Annotated in this window: 13 protein-coding genes; 12 read left to right on the forward strand and 1 reads right to left on the reverse strand. The window is 60.3% G+C overall.

Features of this window, described 5'->3' with window-relative positions; all coding sequences use genetic code 11:
• The first annotated feature begins 239 nt into the window (after window positions 1-239).
• Window positions 240-3779, forward strand: coding sequence for a pyruvate:ferredoxin (flavodoxin) oxidoreductase (nifJ, locus tag PMX60_RS03040; RefSeq protein ID WP_117655974.1), 3540 nt, complete (start codon window positions 240-242; stop codon window positions 3777-3779).
• 655 nt (window positions 3780-4434) lie between these two features.
• Window positions 4435-5397, forward strand: a complete 963-nt coding sequence (gene arcC, locus PMX60_RS03045) for a carbamate kinase (RefSeq protein ID WP_006235166.1) — start codon at window positions 4435-4437, stop codon at window positions 5395-5397.
• A gap of 134 nt (window positions 5398-5531) precedes the next feature.
• Here arcC and PMX60_RS03050 read toward each other — a convergent pair whose 3' ends face one another.
• Complete coding sequence (locus PMX60_RS03050) at window positions 5532-6533, reverse strand: C39 family peptidase (RefSeq protein WP_271746834.1); 1002 nt, start codon at window positions 6531-6533, stop codon at window positions 5532-5534.
• Window positions 6534-6888: 355 nt separating this feature from the next.
• Here PMX60_RS03050 and PMX60_RS03055 point away from each other — a divergent pair, with 355 nt between their 5' ends.
• The 10 genes from PMX60_RS03055 to PMX60_RS03100 all read left to right on the forward strand — a co-directional run bounded on the left by PMX60_RS03055 (window position 6889) and on the right by PMX60_RS03100 (window position 18476).
• Window positions 6889-8340, forward strand: coding sequence for an APC family permease (locus PMX60_RS03055; protein WP_271746835.1), 1452 nt, complete (start codon window positions 6889-6891; stop codon window positions 8338-8340).
• 131 nt (window positions 8341-8471) lie between these two features.
• Window positions 8472-9749: a metal-dependent hydrolase family protein gene (locus tag PMX60_RS03060; protein ID WP_117655955.1), complete on the forward strand. Its 1278-nt coding sequence runs from the start codon at window positions 8472-8474 to the stop codon at window positions 9747-9749.
• Between the two features lie 112 nt (window positions 9750-9861).
• Window positions 9862-11253 carry a histidine kinase gene (locus PMX60_RS03065; protein ID WP_271746836.1) on the forward strand — a complete coding sequence of 464 codons (1392 nt, stop codon included), beginning with the start codon at window positions 9862-9864 and terminating at the stop codon, window positions 11251-11253.
• Window positions 11254-11291: 38 nt separating this feature from the next.
• The gene (locus tag PMX60_RS03070; protein ID WP_271746837.1) at window positions 11292-12026 is read left to right on the forward strand and encodes a LytR/AlgR family response regulator transcription factor; all 735 of its coding nucleotides are present in this window, start codon (window positions 11292-11294) and stop codon (window positions 12024-12026) included.
• 92 nt (window positions 12027-12118) lie between these two features.
• The gene (locus PMX60_RS03075) at window positions 12119-13063 is read left to right on the forward strand and encodes a zinc dependent phospholipase C family protein (RefSeq protein WP_271746838.1); all 945 of its coding nucleotides are present in this window, start codon (window positions 12119-12121) and stop codon (window positions 13061-13063) included.
• Between the two features lie 101 nt (window positions 13064-13164).
• Window positions 13165-14424, forward strand: a complete 1260-nt coding sequence (locus tag PMX60_RS03080) for an MFS transporter (protein ID WP_138113871.1) — start codon at window positions 13165-13167, stop codon at window positions 14422-14424.
• 171 nt (window positions 14425-14595) lie between these two features.
• Window positions 14596-15783, forward strand: coding sequence for a glycosyltransferase (locus PMX60_RS03085; protein WP_055285281.1), 1188 nt, complete (start codon window positions 14596-14598; stop codon window positions 15781-15783).
• Entirely contained in the window at window positions 15780-17123 is a 1344-nt protein-coding gene (locus PMX60_RS03090; RefSeq protein WP_195645233.1) for a histidine kinase, read from the forward strand. Before PMX60_RS03085 ends, PMX60_RS03090 begins: the two co-directional genes overlap by 4 nt.
• A gap of 72 nt (window positions 17124-17195) precedes the next feature.
• A complete protein-coding gene (locus PMX60_RS03095) occupies window positions 17196-17912 on the forward strand; it encodes a LytR/AlgR family response regulator transcription factor (protein ID WP_271746839.1) in 717 nt (238 codons plus the stop codon).
• A gap of 96 nt (window positions 17913-18008) precedes the next feature.
• Complete coding sequence (locus PMX60_RS03100) at window positions 18009-18476, forward strand: YfcE family phosphodiesterase (protein ID WP_117584170.1); 468 nt, start codon at window positions 18009-18011, stop codon at window positions 18474-18476.
• Window positions 18477-18742: the final 266 nt, after the last annotated feature.

Genomic DNA, 18742 nt, shown 5'->3' on the forward strand with positions numbered 1-18742 from the left:
GGGGCGTGTCCGGGAGCATCCGGCATGCGGCCTTTGCGGCGCTCGGTCATGTGCAAGACGGGCGGTCGGGTCTGTGGGGCGCATCAGCTGGCCCTCGCCTCGGCATGTCTTCTCTCCACGCCACGTACCTGCTGCTGAGCCTGCCTGCCAGATGATTGGAAGCAACAGCGTAAATCCCATCACGCCAACATCCCGGCGATCGCCGGGGCCTGTATACCTATATGAGAGGAGAGGGGTATATGGCGCGTAAGTTTAAGTCTATGGACGGCAACGAGGCGGCCGCATATGTTTCGTATGCGTACACCGAGGTAGCGGGAATCTATCCCATTACGCCGTCCAGCCCGATGGCCGACCATGTCGACCAGTGGGCGGCCCAGGGTCGCAAGAACATCTTCGGCACCCCGGTCAAGGTCGTCGAGATGGAGTCCGAGGCAGGTGCAGCCGGTACCGTTCACGGTTCGCTGGGCGCCGGTGCTCTGACCACCACCTACACGGCTTCTCAGGGTCTGCTCCTGATGATCCCGAACATGTACAAGATCGCGGGCGAGCAGCTCCCGGGCGTCTTCCACGTCTCCGCGCGTTGCGTCGCTTCCCACGCCCTGAACATCTTTGGTGATCACTCCGACGTCATGGCCTGCCGCCAGACCGGTTTCGCCATGCTCGCCGAGGGCAACGTCCAGGAGGTCATGGACCTCTCGCCGGTGGCTCACCTTGCCGCCATCGAGGGCAAGACCCCGTTCCTTAACTTCTTCGACGGCTTCCGCACCAGCCACGAGATCCAGAAGGTCGCCATGTGGGACTACAAGGATCTGGCCGAGATGTGCGACATGGACGCCGTCCAGGCTTTCCGCGATCACGCGCTCAACCCTGAGCACCCGCACACCCGCGGCAGCCACGAGAACGGCGACATCTTCTTCCAGAACCGCGAGGCCTGCAACAAGGTCTACGACGAGCTTCCCGCCGTCGTCGAGGGCTACATGAAGAAGATCAACGAGAAACTCGGCACCGATTACGGCCTGTTCAACTACTACGGCGCCCCCGATGCCGATCGCGTCGTCGTGTGCATGGGCTCCTTCTGCGACGTGCTCGAGGAAGTCATCGACTACCTCAACGCTCACGGCGAGAAGGTCGGCCTGGTCAAGGTTCGCCTGTTCCGTCCGTTCTCCATCAAGCACTTTGTCGACGTTCTCCCCGAGACCGTCCAGAAGATCGCCGTCATGGACCGTACCAAGGAGCCGGGTTCCATCGGCGAGCCGCTCTACCAGGACGTCGTCTCCGCTCTCTACGAGGCCGGCAAGACGGGCATCAAGGTCGTCGGCGGCCGTTACGGTCTGGGCAGCAAGGACACGCCTCCCGCGTCCGCGTTCGCTGTCTTCGAGGAGCTCAAGAAGGACGAGCCCAAGCGCGAGTTCACCATTGGCATCGTCGATGACGTGACCAACCTGAGCCTGCCCGAGGCCGAGGATGCACCCAACACCGCAGCCCCCGGCACCATCGAGTGCAAGTTCTGGGGTCTGGGTGGCGACGGTACCGTCGGCGCCAACAAGAACTCGATCAAGATCATCGGCGACCATACCGACAAGTACGTCCAGGCCTACTTCCAGTACGACTCCAAGAAGACCGGCGGCGTCACCGTCTCGCACCTGCGCTTTGGTGATTCCCCGATCCGTTCGCCGTACTACGTGACCAAGGCCGACTTTGTCGCCTGCCATAACCCCAGCTACATCGTTAAGGGCTTCAAGATGGTCCGCGACGTCAAGCCGGGCGGCACCTTCCTGGTCAACTGCCAGTGGAGCGACGAGGAGTTCGCCGAGCACATGCCCGCCGTGGCCAAGCGCTACATCGCGAACAACAACGTCAACGTCTACCTGATCGACGCTATCGACCTGGCGGCCAAGGTCGGCATGGGCAAGCGCACCAACACGGTGCTCCAGTCCGCCTTCTTCGCGCTGGCCAAGGTCCTGCCCGCCGAGGACGCCCTGCAGTACATGAAGGACGCGGCTACCAAGTCCTACATGAAGAAGGGCCAGGCTATCGTCGACGCCAACCACAAGGCCATCGATGCCGGCGCTACCGCCTTCCGTAAGTTCGAGGTTCCGGCCGACTGGGCTACCGCCGAGGATGCCGCCCCCGTCGAGCTCTCCGAGGAGACCAAGTCCGCCATCGCCCAGCAGGTCAAGAACCTGCTCGAGCCCATCGATCGCATGGACGGCGACAGCCTGCCTGTTTCCGCCTTCGTCGATTGCGCCGACGGCCAGTTTGAGCTGGGCGCCTCCGCATACGAGAAGCGCGGCGTCGCCGTGGTCGTTCCCCACTGGGACGAGACCAAGTGCATCCAGTGCAACCAGTGCGCCTATGTGTGCCCGCATGCCACCATCCGTCCGTTCGCGATGACCGAGGACGAGGCTGCCGCCGCGCCCGAGGCTACCCGCACGCTCGACGCCATGGGCCCCAAGGCCAAGGGCATGAAGTTCACCATGGCCGTGTCCCCGCTCGACTGCATGGGTTGCACCAACTGCGTCAAGGTCTGCCCCAAGGGCGCCCTCGAGATGGTTCCCACCGAGCAGGAGATGGACCAGCAGCCCGTTTGGGACTATATGGTCGAGAACGTCTCCGAGAAGAAGGAGCTCATCGCGGCCAACGTCAAGGGCAGCCAGTTTAAGCAGCCCTACCTGGAGTTCTCCGGCTCCTGCGCCGGCTGCGCCGAGACCGCCTATGCACGTCTGGTGACCCAGGTTGCCGGCGACCGCATGTTCATCTCCAACGCCACCGGCTGCTCCTCCATTTGGGGCAACCCCGCTGCCACCGCTCCTTACTGCAAGGACAAGGACGGTCACGGCCCGGCGTGGAACAACTCCCTGTTCGAGGACAATGCCGAGCACGGTCTGGGCATGGCCGTCGGTTACGAGGCCGTCCAGCACAAGCTGATCGCCGCTACCCAGGACATCATCGCTGCCGATGGTCCGTCCGATGAGCTCAAGGCCGCCGGCCAGGCTTGGATCGACTCCGTCAACGACGCCGAGGCCTCCAAGACCGCTGCTGCTGCCTACGTTGCCGAGCTCGAGAAGTGCGGCTGCGACGCTTCCAAGGCGATCCTCGCTGACAAGGCTTACCTCACCAAGAAGTCCTTCTGGATCTTCGGCGGCGACGGCTGGGCCTACGACATCGGCTTCGGTGGCCTGGACCACGTCTTGGCTTCCGGCCACAACGTCAACGTCTTCGTCTTCGACACCGAGGTCTACTCCAACACCGGCGGTCAGGCCTCCAAGGCCTCGAACCTGGGCCAGGTCGCTCAGTTCGCCGCTGCCGGTAAGGTGACCAAGAAGAAGTCCCTGGCCGAGATCGCCATGAGCTACGGCTACGTCTACGTGGCGCAGGTCGCCATGGGCGCCAACCCGGCTCAGACCCTCAAGGCCATTCACGAGGCCGAGGCCTACGACGGCCCGTCCCTCATCATCGGCTACAGCCCCTGCGAGATGCACTCCATCAAGAAGGGTGGCATGCAGAACTGCCAGGCCGAGATGAAGAAGGCTGTCGAGTGCGGTTACTGGAACCTCTTCCGCTTCAACCCCGAGGCTGCTGCCGGCAAGAAGTTCTCGCTCGATTCCAAGGAGCCCGCGGGCGGTTATCAGGAGTTCCTGATGAACGAGGCCCGTTACGCTTCGCTGACGCGTTCCTTCCCCGAGCGCGCCGAGGAGCTCTTCAAGGAGAATGAGCAGGCTGCTATGGACCGCTATCAGCACCTGCTGAAGCTCAAAACGGTGTATAACGAGGCCTAGGTCTCCCACCGCAGGATCTGAGGGCTGACCTTCGCGGACGTCCTCGGACATGAAAGAACCCCCGCTGCGCACTATGTGCGGCGGGGGTTCTTTCGTCCTGCGGAGTGTCCGCGAAGGTCAGCCCTCAGATCCTGCTACGACTACGTCCTTGGATTGTGTGGGCGGATGAAGGACGTAGTTGGTCGGGTATTCCGTCCCCTTCGCTGTTTCGCGGCTTTGCCGCGAAACCTCGCGCCACTTTGGGGATGGATGGGGGACTTGGCCGTTGCCGCTTTTTCGGAGCTCTTCTTTATTCCTTTTGTTGGATGAAAAGCCCCTTGTTTTTGCAGGGGTGCATACTCGACTTATATGTGCATAGAATCTCGTATAGTGCGAGTAAGATATTGCGCTGTCTGTTTTGTGTTTAGCAAAGATATAGTTTGCATAATCTGGTCTAATCCCTGCTCTATTAAAATAAAGTTGCACGTAAATGGCGTAGATATGCTTGAGCTGGGGTTCTGTACGCTGAGCGGATAAAAACGACCGTTCACCGTTCCGCTATTTTCAAAATGAATAAAATGAGCGATAAAGAGAATATAAACCTTAATAAACTCGCGTATCGCACGGACGCGGGTTATTAATGGGTTGTAGGCCTTTTACAGAAAGGATTCCAGCAATGTCTAAGCCTCTTGGCAAGCCCGATCGTATTGTCGTCGCCCTTGGCGGCAACGCCCTCGGCAACAACCCCGTCGAGCAGATCGAGGCCGTGAGCAACACCGCCCATGCCCTCCTCGGCCTCATCGAGCAGGGCAACGAGATCATCATCACCCACGGCAACGGCCCGCAGGTCGGCATGATCCAGAACGCCTTCGCCGCTGCCCACGATGCCATCGGTACCCCCGAGATGCCGCTGCCCGAGTGCGGCGCCATGTCCCAAGGCTACATTGGTTATCACCTGCAGCAGGGCATCGGCCGCGAGATGCACAAGCGCTATAAGCGTTGGCACGCCGCCACCGTCGTCACCCAGATCGAGTGCGACCCGGATGATCCCGCGTTCAAGAACCCGACCAAGCCGATCGGCCCCTTCTACACCGAGGAGCAGGCCAAGGAGTTCATGGCCGAGGATCCCTCCAAGGTCTTCGTCGAGGATTCCGGCCGCGGCTGGCGTCGCGTCGTCGCTTCCCCCGATCCCAAGAAGATCGTCGAGGCTGACTCCATCCTCAACCTGCTCGACAACGAGTTCATCGTCATCGCCTGCGGTGGCGGCGGCATTCCCGTCGTCCGCGACTACGAGAACAAGGGCTGCTACAAGGGCGTTCCCGCCGTCATCGACAAGGACCTGGGCGGCGAGCTGCTGGCCGAGGACTGCGACGCCGACGTTCTGTTCCTGCTGACCGCCGTTGAGCATGTCGCCATCAACTTTGGCAAGCCCAACCAGGAGGAGCTCGAGGACCTCACCGCCGACGAGGCCGAGCGCCTGGCCGACGAGGGTCAGTTCGGCAAGGGTTCCATGGAGCCCAAGGTCCGCGCTGCCATCAAGTTCGCACGTTCCCGCAAGGGCCGCACCTGCATCATCGGCGCTCTGGACAAGGCCGCCGAGACCATGGCTGGCCTCTCCGGTACCCGCATCCACGAGTAGTCTCTACTCTGTTGCCTCTCTCGTGGGCGCCAGGCAAAGCGCCCACAAACTAGCCTCTCTTCATGAGCCCCGCAGTCCGCTCCGACTGCGGGGCTTTTGCTATCCACCTAGTCATTGGGGACGTTCTTAAATGACTAGTAGTAGGCCCACATGGCTTCGACTTCGTTGAGGACCTCCACGACGCCCCAGCGGCGGGCGCTGCGGCTGGCCGAGTTGGGGTCGTAGACGCCAATCTGGTTGGCATCGTCGATGCCGTAGAGCACGATGTAGTGGCCTACGTTGGTAAACGTACCGGGGCGCACTGCGGCGATGACGGGCGCACCCGAGCGAAGTGCTTGTGTAATCGATTCGCGATCGTTATAGAGCTGTGTTCCGTTGAGCCCCAGCTGCCACGCACCGCCTGTCATAAACGACCACTCGGTGGCACCAGTGGGGGCGTAGTTGCCGGCTTCGGCCAGCGCGCATATATCGACCGGCGTCTTATCGGTATGGCCGGTCTTAAAGATATAGACCATGGTGAGGCAGGTAGGACCGCAAGCGTTTTCGCGAATAGTGCCACCGGCATAGGGCAGCTCCGACCATGCGGGGTCAATTTGGTAGATGTGGGGCATGGCGCCGGCCTGCCATTGCGAGCGTGGGGTCGAGAACGCAAAGGAGTAACCGGGTGCGACGGGAGCTTTAAGCAGCTTGTCCTCGGCAGTGGGCTCAAGACCGGCTGATCCGTGGGAGATACAGGATCCCAAAAACACAAAGACGAGGCAGGCGGCGATGGAGCAAAGCGCAAGGCGTAGGCGGCGGGCCGGAAGCGCGTGGCTTGTGGTGTGCGACGCGGGGTGAGGGGCGGAATTGCCGCGATCGCGTTGAGGTCGCGAAAAGGAGCGCTTGACGTTGTAGTCGGTCGTACGGCGATCGTAGCGGCGTGGCTGCGATGCGTCGGTCTGGCGTTGGCGTGTGCTCGTGCTCACGCGGTCTGACTGCTGCACGGTACGGCTTTGTTGCCGCGAAGAAGCCCCGAGCTGCTCTTGGGGGCGCTGCGGGTTGTCGTTGTCGGAGGTGCTTCTGGGCGTTGGCATGGTGCGGCCGGCAAGGCGCACGCTTTGTGGCCGTTGGTCGCCGTCATTGTATCCGTATGCCATTCGAATCACCTTGTCTCATGTGTAACTTGTCTATCCTACATAAAAAGATGCACGACACATGGGCATGTGAGCCAAAAGCCTGACAAATGGTATGAACGTTGCCGCGCCGCGCGTCAAGCGTCACGGTAACAGGTCTTCAAAAGCAGACAAGATGAAAACGTCCAAGACGAATGACGTCTCCCGCCGTTCGTCCCAAAAACGGTGCCGCTCGTTTTGCAGTTCTGCCTTCGGTCGAGCTGCGAGCGGCGCTGCTGCGCCAAGGCCGTATCTTAAAGCCATGGAATAAAAGCGCGCGGCAAAACGGACCGCGCAAGGGGTGACGCCAAGGGGCGTCAAAAAGGAAAGGAGGGGAACAATGGCGGACAAGAATGCAGAAGTTGCAGTCGAGGATAACGGCGGCATGAAGAAAACGCTTTCGCTCTGGAACTTCTTCACCATCGGTTTCGGTGCCATCATCGGTACCGGTTGGGTTCTGCAGGTCGGCGACTGGATGGTCGTGGGCGGCGGTCCCGTTCCCGCTATGATCGCATTCCTCTTGGGTGCAATCTTCCTCGTGCCCGTCGGAGCTGTTTTCGGTGAGCTCACGGCTGCTATCCCCATCTCTGGCGGCATCGTCGAGTATGTCGATCGTAGCTTTGGCCGTACGCTGAGCTACATCACCGGTTGGCTCCTGGCCCTGGGCAACGGCATCCTGTGCCCGTGGGAAGCCATTGCCATTTCGACCCTTGTGTCCGAGATGTTCGGTAGCCTGCCCGGTCTTGAGTGGCTGCGCGCCGTCAAGCTCTACACCATCCTGGGCGCCGACGTTTACCTGTTCCCGACGCTGATCGCGCTCGGCTTTGCAGTCTACGTCATCTTCCTCAATTTCCGCGGTGCCAGCTCGGCCGCCAAGCTCCAGGCCTTCCTGACCAAGGCCCTGCTCTGCGGCATGCTGCTCGCCATGGGCGTCTCGCTGTTCACCGGTTCGCCGAACAACGCCATGCCTGTGTTCTCCCAGGTCGCCGGCGCTGGCGGCGGTAAGGCCGCCACCGAGGGCACCAGCCTGTTTGCCGGCATCGTGTCGGTCCTGGTTCTGACCCCGTTCTTCTACGCCGGTTTCGACACCATTCCTCAGCAGGCCGAGGAAGCAGCCGAGGGTCTTAACTGGAACAAGTTCGGCAAGATCATCTCCCTGGCCCTGCTGGCCGCCGGCGGCTTCTACATGGTCTGCATCTACTCGTTCGGCACCATCCTCGACTGGCATGAGTTTGTTAAGAGCCCGGTTCCCGCGCTTGCCTGCCTCAAGGGCATCAACATGCTCCTGTACCTGGCCATGCTCGTCATCGCCACGCTTGGACCCATGGGCCCGATGAACTCCTTCTACGGCGCCACGAGCCGCATCATGCTCGCCATGGGCCGCAAGGGCCAGCTGCCCGAGAAATTCGCCGAGGTCGACCCCAAGTCCGGCGCTCCCAAGCTCGCCTGCGTCGTGCTGGGCGTCATCACCGTCATCGGTCCGTTCCTGGGCAAGAACATGCTCATTCCTCTGACCAACGTGTCGGCTCTCGCCTTCATCTTCTCCTGCGGTATGGTCGCCCTCGCCTGTCTGCGCATGCGCTTTACCGAGCCCGACCTGCCTCGTCCCTACGAGGTGCCCGGCGGCAAGTTTGGCATTAGCCTCGCTATCGCTGCCTGCGCCATTATCATCGGCCTGCTCGTGATTCCGTTCTCTCCCGCCTCCCTCAACATGGTGGAGTGGAGCATCGTGATCGGCTGGTTGGCTATTGGCCTGGCCCTCATGGCTTTCACCAATTCCCGCAAAAAATAACGCCTAGCCGGGGCGGATCGGGTGCGCGGGCCCCTCTCTCCCGCGCACCGAACCCGGCACCACTTGGGTAGCTTTGTGAGGCCTTAACCCAACACGGCCTCGCCCACTATATGGATCCATAAGGAGGAACCATGTCTACTAAGTATGCAATCGTTGGCGGTAAGCTCATCGACGGTACCGGCGCCGAGCCGGTCGAGAACTCCCTCGTTCTCGTCGACGACAACGGCAAGATCGAGTACGCCGGTGCTATGCAGGACCTTCCCGAGGGCGTTGAGGTTATCGACGCCGCCGGCAAGACCGTCCTTCCCGGCCTGATCGACACCCACCTGCACTTCTCGGGCAACCTGACCGACGATGACACCGATTGGGTCATGCAGCCGCTCCTCGAGAAGCAGGCCGTCGCCGTCAAGCAGGCCTACGACTGCCTCACCCACGGCCTCACCACCGTCTGCGAGATCGGCCGCTTTGGTATCCAGATTCGCGACTGCATCGACAAGGGCGTCTTTAAGGGCCCGCGCGTTCTGGCCACCGGTCTGGGCTTCTGCCGTGTTGCCGGTCACGGTGACTCCCACCACTGCACCCAGGAGCTCAACAAGGAATCCCACCCCTGGGGCGACCAGGTCGATGGTCCTTGGGATCTGCGCAAGGCCGTCCGTCGTCGCCTGCGTGAGAACCCCGATGCCATCAAGATCTGGGCTACCGGTGGCGGCATCTGGCGCTGGGACTCCGGTCGCGACCAGCACTATTGCTCCGAGGAGATTCAGGCCGTGGTCGAAGAGGCAAAGATGGTCGGTATCCCCGTGTGGAGCCACTGCTACAACAACCACGCCGCTGCCTACGATTCCGTTCGCTTTGGCTGCGAGCAGCTGATCCACGGCTTCGATATCGATGAGCGCACCATGGACCTCATGGCCGAGCAGGGCACCTTCTTCACCCCGACGATCGCCTTCCTGCCCACCTGGTACGCCACCTATCCGCCCGTCTACGTCCCCGAGCTGCACGACAAGTACGAGGGCACCCTGGTCGAGAAGGAGCTGCAGCGCAACTACGACTGCCTGCGCGAGGCCAAGAAGCGCGGCGTCGTCATGACGATCGGCTCCGACTCCTTCTCCTTCGTCACCCCGTACGGTACCTGCTCCATCGAGGAGATGTACGAGTTCGTCGACAAGATCGGCTTCACCCCGGTCGAGACCATCACCTGCGCCACCCTCAACGGTGCCAAGATGTGCCACATCGAGGACGAGACCGGGTCCATCGAGGCCGGCAAGTGCGCCGACCTGCTGGTCGTCAACGGTGACGTCGCCGCCGACATCCACGTGCTCAACACCGACAACATGGACGTCATCATGAAGGACGGCTGGATTGTCGAGGCCGGTACCTTCGGCGAGGCAAACAAGTACAGCGCCTAAGCTACCGTTCATCGATGGCTTGATGTAAAACACAGTATTTGATTGCATAATGCAATGGAGAGGGTCGCTTGCGGCCCTCTTTATTGCTATGGGGTGCGTCAGTAAGAAGGGGATGACGGTGGATCTCAATAGGCTGATTCTGGGCAAGAGTTATAACTCTACCAAGGTTTTTCGCACGGCCCAACATGTGGTTCAGGCTATCCTGCTCGGCATTGTCGTTCCGGCGCTTATCCTGCTGCTTATCTGGGATCTAACCGATAATCCCAATCCTGTTCCGGGCGTTGTCGTTATTGCCGGCATGGTCATGCTGTGCTTCTTCTTCTCGTATGTCTTTGTGGTCCCCGACGACCTCACATCGAGCGCAACCGACCGCACGCTCGCCATCGCATCAAAATTATTCGCCTACACGTCGCGCGGCCTTACGCCCGAAGCGGCCCTGGGCGCCTCTAAAATCATCCTGTCCGAGACCATCGCCTCTGCCATTTGCTTTACCGACGGCAAGCAGGTGCTGGCAAGCTGGGGCGAGGACTCGGCAAAATGCCCTGCCGGCACCCCGGTGGTGCTCAAGACCACGCTCAACGTGATTGAGACGGGTGAGCAGAGCGTGTTTTCGCGTGACGCCTCCAATGAGACGGGCGGCTATTTTCCCCGCCTGCGCGCCGGCATTGTCGCGCCGCTTACCGTGCGCGGGCATTGCGTGGGCACGCTCGAGCTGTATTACCCCCGCCTGAGCAGCATCGATATGCGCCAGACGGCGCTTGCCTCGGGCTTTGCCGACCTCATTTCCACGCAGCTTGCAAGCTTTGAGCTCGAGCGCCAGGACGAGCTTACGGCCCGCGTGGAGCTGCGCGCCTTGCAATCGCAGGTCGATCCTCATTTTCTATTCAATACCATCAGCACCATCGTGTCGCTCGTACGTACCGAGCCGGACAAGGCCAGGTCGCTGCTGATCGACTTTTCCAATTACTACCGTCAGACGCTTTCTGATTCCGATACCCTCACAACGCTCGAGCACGAGGTGGAGCAGGGCACTCGCTATATCAATCTTATGCAGGCTCGTTATGGCGACGGCCGTCTGCGCGTCTCGGTCGATATCGACTTTGAGGTGCGCGATTGCATGGTGCCGCCGTTTATCTTGCAGCCGTTGCTCGAAAACTGCATCAAGCACGCGCAGCGCGAGACCGAGCCGCTTTCTATTCATGTTAGGGCTTTCGAGACCGATGACGGTTTGGAGATCATCGTCGAGGACGATGGCATCGGTATGAGCGAAGAGGTCTGCGCGCATCTGTTTGAGCAGCATCGCCGAGAGGAGCCCGAGAGCATTACCGCCGACGGCTCCGTCAAGCGAGGTTGCGGCCTGGCGCTCTTCAACGTGCTTCAGCGCATCCATTTCTTTTACGGAGAAGATTCCGGCATGCGCGTGAAGTCCCAGGAGGGCGTGGGAACGCAGGTCATCGTCGAGCTGAACGGCGAGCCGCATGAGCCGGCACCGTTGACGGCGTAGCACGCGGTTGGATTGAGAGAAAAAGAGGGGAAGCACATATGTCCGAAGGCTGGAACATCTTGGTGGTTGATGACGAGCCTCCCATTAGGGCTGAGCTACGCTATCTGTTGGAAAAGGATACGCGTGTGGGTCAGATTGCCGAGGCGGGCAATGTCACCGAAGCCGTGGAGTCGATTCTGTCGAACAAGCCCGACGTGTTGTTTTTAGACATTACCATGCCCGGTCGCTCGGGAATTGAGCTTGCCGAGACGCTGCAGAACCTAAAGACGCCGCCGGTGGTTGTGTTTGTGACGGCGTTTGCCGAGTTTGCCGCCGATGCGTATAACCTCGATGCGGTCGATTGCATCGTCAAACCGGTCGAGGATGCCCGTCTGTCAAAGGCGCTCGACAAGATCGAGGCCGCCCTGGGCGCCCGCCGCGTCGTCCATGCTCCGCGCCAGCCTTTGCGCCTGACGGTGGATCGTGGGGGTAAAAAGGTGTTCATTCCCGTGGCGGATGTCTGCTACTTTGAGGTGCGCGCCGATTTTTGCAACGCCGTCTGCGCCGAGGGAACATATCTGATTAACGAGTCGATTTCATCGCTCGAGCGGCGCTTGGCCTCCGAGGGCTTTATCCGTGTCCACCGCAGCTATCTGGTCAATTTGGAAGACGTGCACAATGTCGAGATTGGTTCCACGGGTCTTATGGAGCTCAGGCTCGATCGCGTAACCTCGACGGTGCCCGTGTCCCGTCGTCGTGCTGCCGAGGTTAAGGCGCACCTGGGGCTTGCGTAAGAGGCTTGCGTGCCGTCGTTTACCATCGCAGGTTTGGCATGGGCGCGCGGTGGGCATAATGGGTGGCATCGAATGAAATCGAAAGGATCATTATGCCCGCGCTTATCACCCATCATCTGTTTGGCGAGGAAAGCATCGACCGTCTTCCACAGGGCGTCATCACGTCCGATGAAGAGCGCATTGCCTTTATCTTGGGCAACCAAGGCCCCGACCCGTTTTTCTTTCACATTCTGACACCGCGTGTTTCCGACTGCACGCTGCTGGCGCAGGTCATGCATCGGTCGCGCATGTCTCGCCAGTTCGCGTGCCTGCGCGACGGCGTGTCGCATCTGCTGCCGCGCGACGCCAGCTTGGGTCGTGCCTTTGCGCTGGGCCTGCTGTCTCATTACGTGCTCGACCGCAACGCCCATCCCTTTGTCTATGAGCAGCAGTTTGGCATCGTGGAGTCCGATTCAGAGCTTGAGGATTCGAGCAGTCAGGTCCATGCCGTGATCGAGAGCGACCTGGATGTACTGATGCTGCAGCTTAAACGCGCCGGCGCTACGGTCGACGATTACCCGCCGGCGGGCGAGATCGTCACCACCGATCGCATCAATCGCGTGGCCGGCGTGCTGATGAGCTATGTTGCCGGACGCGTGTACGGCATTGACATTCCGGCGGGGGAGTACGGTGCCGCCGTTGCCAATATGCAGCGACTTTACCGCGCGATTGAGCCGGCCGGCTCCGTAAAGACGCGCGCGATCTCGCTGGTTGAGGGCTTGGTGCACGACTACTCGCTGCTCGACGGCCTTGCCCATCGCGTGACGACGGAGCTGCCCGAGCGCACCGGTAACCTGGGCCATCTGACATGGAAGAATCCCTTTACCGACGAGGTCTCGAACGAGAGTTTCCCCGAGGTCTTTGATCGCGCGCTGGTCGATTACGAGTGCACGGTCGCACGTTTTATCGAGACCGGTGACATGGATGCCGTGACCAGTCACGTCAACTACAGCGGTCGCGTGCTCGAAGCCGATGAGGAGTTCGACCGCGAGGAATAGGGCCCGTGCGTGCCCCTTTGCCGAATCCTTACCGGCGGTTCTGGACAATTAGGGTACGATGAACTAACTGCATATCGGGCGAATACGAAGGGTCCCTGTCCATGAAATACACCAAGCTCGAGCGTAACTGGGTTATGTATGATGTGGGCAATTCGGCCCTCGTGCTGCTCAATACCTCGGTGGTGCCCATTTACTTTAACGCCATCAATACCGGTGCTTCCTCGGCCGACCTGGTGGTCGCCTGGGGCAATGCGCAGACGATCGCCTCGCTGGTCATCGCCATGCTCATGCCCATTCTGGGCGCGCTTGCCGACTATGCCGGCAACAAGATCAAGTTCTTCTTGGGCTTCTTCCTCACGGGCCTGGTGCTTTGCCTGGCGCAGGCTATCCCAATGTCCGCCATGGCATTTTTGACCGTGTACGTGCTGTGCACCATCGGCCTTAACTCTTCTATGACGTTCTACGACGCCATGCTGCCCGACATTACCACCGACGAGCGCATGGACGCCGTGTCCAGCTCGGGCTATGCCTGGGGCTACATCGGTTCCACCGTGCCGTTCGTCATCTGCCTGGCGCTCATCATGGGTGGCCCCGCTCTTGGCGTCCCTACCATGCTGGCAACGCGTCTGTCGTTTATCATCACTGGTGCCTGGTGGCTCATCTTTACCCTGCCGCTCATTCGCACCTATAAGCAAAAGTACGGTCGCGAGCGCGGTCCTGAGGACACTATCGGCCGCATCGTGGGCGGTGTGTTCTCCGAGGTCGGACACACCATGCGCGAGATCGCCCACAACAAGACCGTGCTGGTCTACATGATCGCGTTCTTCTTCTATATCGACGGTGTGCACACGGTCATTTCCATGGCAACCAGCTACGGATCGGCCTTGGGCATCGATTCGACCCAGTTGGTCCTGGCGCTGCTCGTTACGCAGTTCGTGGCCTTTCCGTCCGCCATCATCTACGGCAAGCTCGCCGGCCGCGTGGGCACGCTCAACATGATCTTGGTGGCAGTCGCCGCCTATATGGGCATTGTGCTGTTCGCCGCGTTCTTCCTAAAGACCGCCTTTGAGTTTTGGGTGCTTGCCATTATGGTCGGCCTGTTCCAGGGCGGCGTGCAGGCGCTCAGCCGTAGCTACTTTGGCCGCATTATCCCCAAGGAAAAGTCCAACGAGTACTACGGCTTCTTTGACATCTTTGGTCGTTATGCAAGCGTTATGGGCACCTTCCTGGTGTCGGTCGTCACCTCGCTGACCGGCAACCCGTCGCTGGGCGTCCTTTCCATTGGCGTGCTGCTGATCGTTGGCTTTATGCTGCTGGTCCGCCTGTCCCGCATGACTCGGGCGGCAGAGCATGCCGCATAGGAGCGAGCGGCTATTGTGCCTGTCCACGGTACTCTTTTGGGGTTATCCGCAATAAACATTGCGACTTGCGAGCAATGATTTGCCCAAGTGGGTATGATGGAATCAGCTAGGTCGCGGGGCGTCGCCTGTGTTTGGCGGCGCCCCGTTTTTGTGTTGCAGGGAGGGTAAGGCATGAACGCCACGGTCGTGATTCCAACGTATTGGGCGGGCGATGACGCTTGCGCAAACGCCCCTGGCACCTATGACCATTCGACGCGACTCAACGCCGACAATCCCGAACTCGACCGCTGCCTGGCCTCGCTTGAGCAGGTACGTGACATCCCGCGCATCATCCTTTTGGTGGTCTGTCCCGTTTCTGCCACAGCCGATGTGTCGCTGCGCGTGCACGAGATTGTCGACGCGCATCCCACGCTCAAGGTCACCGTTGTCACCAACACCCAGGCCTCGCGCATCGCAGACCGGGTTGCTCAGATCGCGCCCAAGGGTTCGGGCGAGTGCGTGAGCCTGCGAGGCTACGGTGCCATCCGCAATATGGGGCTAGCCTGCGCCGCTGTGCTGGGGCATGACGCGGTTATCTTTTTGGATGACGATGAGACTGTCATCGACGCCGACTTTATGAAGCGCGCGACCTATGCGTTGGGGCAGCAGACGCGTCAGGGCTTGCCGATCTTGGTCAAGAGCGGCTATTTCTACGATCGCGACGGCTCGCCGCTGGCTCCCACGGACAAGGCGGGCATCTGCCATCGTTGGTGGACCAAGCGCATCGAGTTCAACCGTTGGATGAAAAAGGCGCTCTCGGGCACCCGCATCTCGCGCTCCAACTACGTGTGCGGCGGCCTGATGGCCCTGCACGCCCGCGCCTTTACGCGTGTGGCCTTTGACCCGTTTATCACCCGCGGCGAGGACTTGGATTACCTCTTTAACATGCGCATGTTTGGCTACGACGTGTGGTTCGATAACGAGTGGACCGTGCGCCATCTGCCTCCGGAGTCCGAAAAGCGCTCACCGCGCTTTATGCAGGATGTATACCGTTGGTACTACGAACGGGCCAAGTTGACATTCGCCGCGCATCAAAAGGAGCTCATTCCCGTTACGGCGGCATCGCTCATGCCCTACCCGGGCCCGTGGATTTCGCGCGAGCTCGACGACCGCGTGCGCAAGACCGCTATGGTCCGCAGCGTGTTTACCCGCGAGCATGAGGGCTACCTGCGCATCTGGCGCCATGGTATCGACGAGGCAAAGGCCTATGCGCGCCAAAACGCTGCAAGCTACCTGCGTTTCCAGAGCTTTTGGCCCAAGATCATGGACGGGCTTTGGCGTGACGCACAACTGATCAGTATCCTGGAGGGGGCCGAATGATCGACCGCCGCGCCCAGCGCGATAGTTCAATATCAATCTTTCGCATCATTGCCGTTGCCTGCGCCATTTGCGTGCTGGTGTACTTTATTTTTGCCTTGGTGACCGGTATCGAGCCGATCGCCACGGTGATTGCCTGCGCGCTGCTGTGCATCTTTCTGTGCATCTTTATCTTTTTGACGCTCAATCCCGATTCGGTGCGCTCCCAGTACACCGAGGAGACGCTCTCGGTGGCCTCGGCCATGCTCGAGGACATTAAGGGCGGTCTGACGCAGGAGTCGGCGCGTTTGGTGTGCCGGCGCATTTTGCCCGAGACGCGCGCCATGACGGTGGCCATCACCGACGAGGACAACGTGCTTGCCTGCGCGGGCGAGTTTGAGGAAAAACTGCTGCCCGATACTCCCATCCACACGCTTGCCACACGCTACGTTATCGAACATGGCATCGTGCAGTCGTTCAACCGTATGGTGGATGTCGTGGGCTCGGACGGCTCGCACAACCAAGTCCCCGCCGGCATTATCGCCCCCATCAAGGTGGGCGATCGTACCGTCGGCACGCTCAAGTTCTACTACAAGACCCCGCGCGCCGTCGACCGTACCCAGTACGCGCTTGCCTCGGGCTTTGCCGAGATCTTGTCCACGCAGCTCGCCATCCACGAGCTCGAGGTGCAAAAGGAACTCACGGCGCGCGCCGAGGTGCGTGCGCTGCAGGCGCAGATTAACCCGCACTTCCTGTTCAACACGCTGAACACCATTGCATCGTTTACGCGCACCGACCCGCTGCGGGCCCGCGAACTGCTTCGTGAGTTCTCATCGTTCTATCGTGCCACGCTCGACAACTCGGGATCGCTTATTCCGGTCTCGCGCGAGGTCGCACAGACCAGGCGCTACCTTACCTTTGAGAAGGCCCGCTTTGGCGAGGACCGCGTGCTTGCGACGTTCGATGTGTCCGAGGACGTGGAAGATACGCTGGTGCCGGCGTTCGTGATCCAGCCGATTGTCGAGAACGCCGTACGTCATGGTATGGGCGATGACGACGCCCTGAGGATCGACGTGACCGTTCACCAAGACGGCGAGGATGCAATCTTGATTGCCGTGGCCGATAATGGCGTGGGCATGGATGAGGGTACCGCCGCCAGACTGTTTGACGAGCGTTCTGCCCGTCCCGACGCCAGCTCTCCCCAAGGTGGCGGCGCCGGTGTGGCCATGCACAATATTTCGGAGCGCATCCATCGCTTTTATGGGCCGCACTCCTATACGCGTGTCGAATCGGCGCCGGGCAAGGGCACCAAAGTGCTCCTTCATCTTGATTTGTCAGAGAGCATCTTCGACATTCAAGAGTAAAATAAAAGACTACGGGCTCAACGTCATGCGACGGATGCCCGGCGTAGTTAGTTGACGAAAGGTTTTATCCCTATGCTGCGTGCGATGATTGTGGATGATGAGGCGCCGGCTCGCTCGGAGCTTCGCTTCCTGCTCGAGCAAACGGGCAAGATCAGCACGATCACGGAGGCGTCGAGCGTCCGCTCCGCCATCGAGATGCTTATGGAAAGTCGCGTGGATGTCGTGTTTCTCGATATTTCGATGCCCGGTGCCTCGGGCCTGCAACTTGCCGAGGCGCTGCATAAGCTCAAAAATCCGCCGGCGATCGTGTTTGTGACTGCGTATAGTGACCATGCGGTCGAGGCATTCGACGTGGATGCCGTCGATTATCTGATGAAGCCGGTCGAGGAAGCTCGCTTGGATCGCGCGATCGAGAAGGTCATGCAACGCACCAAGCCGGTTACGGACAGCAAGGTGACCATCGAGCGTATCCCGGTGGAAAAGGGCGGCCGCAAGGTGCTCATTCCCGTGGACGACATTCGCTTTATCATGGCCAAGGACGATTACTCCTGCATCTATACCGTCGATGATCGCTTTTTGTCGACGACCTCGCTGGCGCAGTTTGAGGCCAAGCTCTGCGACTTTGGCTTCTTCCGTGTTCACCGCCGCTATATCGTCAACTTGGCGTGCGTCACGGATGTGGAGACGGTGCCCTCGGGTGCCATCCAGCTGGGCATTACGGGCGTCGACGAACGCGTTCCGGTTTCGCGCCGCCGCGTCGTGCTGCTCAAGAAGGCTCTGAGTCTCTAGCACACTGGCCCCGCAGCCCTGTAGACCCATCGTCTGCGGAGCCGTGGGGCCTTTTTTGTATGTATCTGCCGAATCGTTTTTTGCGGAAGGGATCCCATGAACAGTGCAAGCGCCAAGCGTATCGACATCATCTCGGACACCCACGGCTATTTATCGCCTGCGCTCCTGGATGAGCTTGAGGGCGCAGACCTGATTATCCACGCCGGCGACCTCACGTCAGAGATGGACTACGAGCACCTATGCACCATCGCCCCCGTACGGGCCGTACTGGGCAACAACGATTACTACCGCGACTACGGTCCCGATGTAGACCGTCTTGCGCTCTTTACCTACGAAGGCCTCAAATTCGCCGTAGCCCACTACCGCGAAGACCTTCCGGTGGGATCCGTAGACGTAGCCATCAACGGCCACACCCACGTAACCAAAGAAGCCCAAGTGGGCCGTTGCTTAGTCCTCAACCCGGGCAGCGCCAGCTACCCCAGAGGCACCCGAGGCCCCACCATGGCCAGAATGCTCGTCAAAGACGGCAAGATCCTAAGCACCAAGTTTATTGACCTAGACTAACCGCAACAAAAACGGGGGATGTAAAATCGCATCTCCCGTTTTTTATGAGCCAAAGGCGGAGTTTCAACAAGAATAATCAGACCAACCCCACCGAGGAGAACGGGGACCTCGAGCCGCGGAAGCGGCGAGGAGCAAGAACTGTTTGGACAAAGTGACGGCAGGGAGGGTCTCCGGGGCTGAGGGCGGGGGTTAAGTTTGTCGCGAGTTCCGCACGCAAAGGAAAGCACTTAATGTGCTTTCCGTCTTGCGCAGGACTGTAGAGCAGC

This window comes from Collinsella aerofaciens (assembly GCF_028206995.1).
Lineage (GTDB): Bacteria > Actinomycetota > Coriobacteriia > Coriobacteriales > Coriobacteriaceae > Collinsella > Collinsella aerofaciens_AQ.

What these genes read in the sequence shown, in the direction of transcription:
- PMX60_RS03100 (WP_117584170.1), top strand. Translation starts at nt 18,009, where the DNA reads ATGAACAGTGCAAGCGCCAAGCGTATCGACATCATCTCGGACACCCAC.
- arcC (WP_006235166.1), top strand. Translation starts at nt 4,435, where the DNA reads ATGTCTAAGCCTCTTGGCAAGCCCGATCGTATTGTCGTCGCCCTTGGC.
- PMX60_RS03060 (WP_117655955.1), top strand. Translation starts at nt 8,472, where the DNA reads ATGTCTACTAAGTATGCAATCGTTGGCGGTAAGCTCATCGACGGTACC.
- PMX60_RS03050 (WP_271746834.1), bottom strand. Translation starts at nt 6,533, where the DNA reads ATGGCATACGGATACAATGACGGCGACCAACGGCCACAAAGCGTGCGC.
- PMX60_RS03055 (WP_271746835.1), top strand. Translation starts at nt 6,889, where the DNA reads ATGGCGGACAAGAATGCAGAAGTTGCAGTCGAGGATAACGGCGGCATG.
- PMX60_RS03080 (WP_138113871.1), top strand. Translation starts at nt 13,165, where the DNA reads ATGAAATACACCAAGCTCGAGCGTAACTGGGTTATGTATGATGTGGGC.
- PMX60_RS03085 (WP_055285281.1), top strand. Translation starts at nt 14,596, where the DNA reads ATGAACGCCACGGTCGTGATTCCAACGTATTGGGCGGGCGATGACGCT.
- PMX60_RS03095 (WP_271746839.1), top strand. Translation starts at nt 17,196, where the DNA reads ATGCTGCGTGCGATGATTGTGGATGATGAGGCGCCGGCTCGCTCGGAG.
- PMX60_RS03070 (WP_271746837.1), top strand. Translation starts at nt 11,292, where the DNA reads ATGTCCGAAGGCTGGAACATCTTGGTGGTTGATGACGAGCCTCCCATT.
- nifJ (WP_117655974.1), top strand. Translation starts at nt 240, where the DNA reads ATGGCGCGTAAGTTTAAGTCTATGGACGGCAACGAGGCGGCCGCATAT.
- PMX60_RS03090 (WP_195645233.1), top strand. Translation starts at nt 15,780, where the DNA reads ATGATCGACCGCCGCGCCCAGCGCGATAGTTCAATATCAATCTTTCGC.
- PMX60_RS03075 (WP_271746838.1), top strand. Translation starts at nt 12,119, where the DNA reads ATGCCCGCGCTTATCACCCATCATCTGTTTGGCGAGGAAAGCATCGAC.
- PMX60_RS03065 (WP_271746836.1), top strand. Translation starts at nt 9,862, where the DNA reads ATGACGGTGGATCTCAATAGGCTGATTCTGGGCAAGAGTTATAACTCT.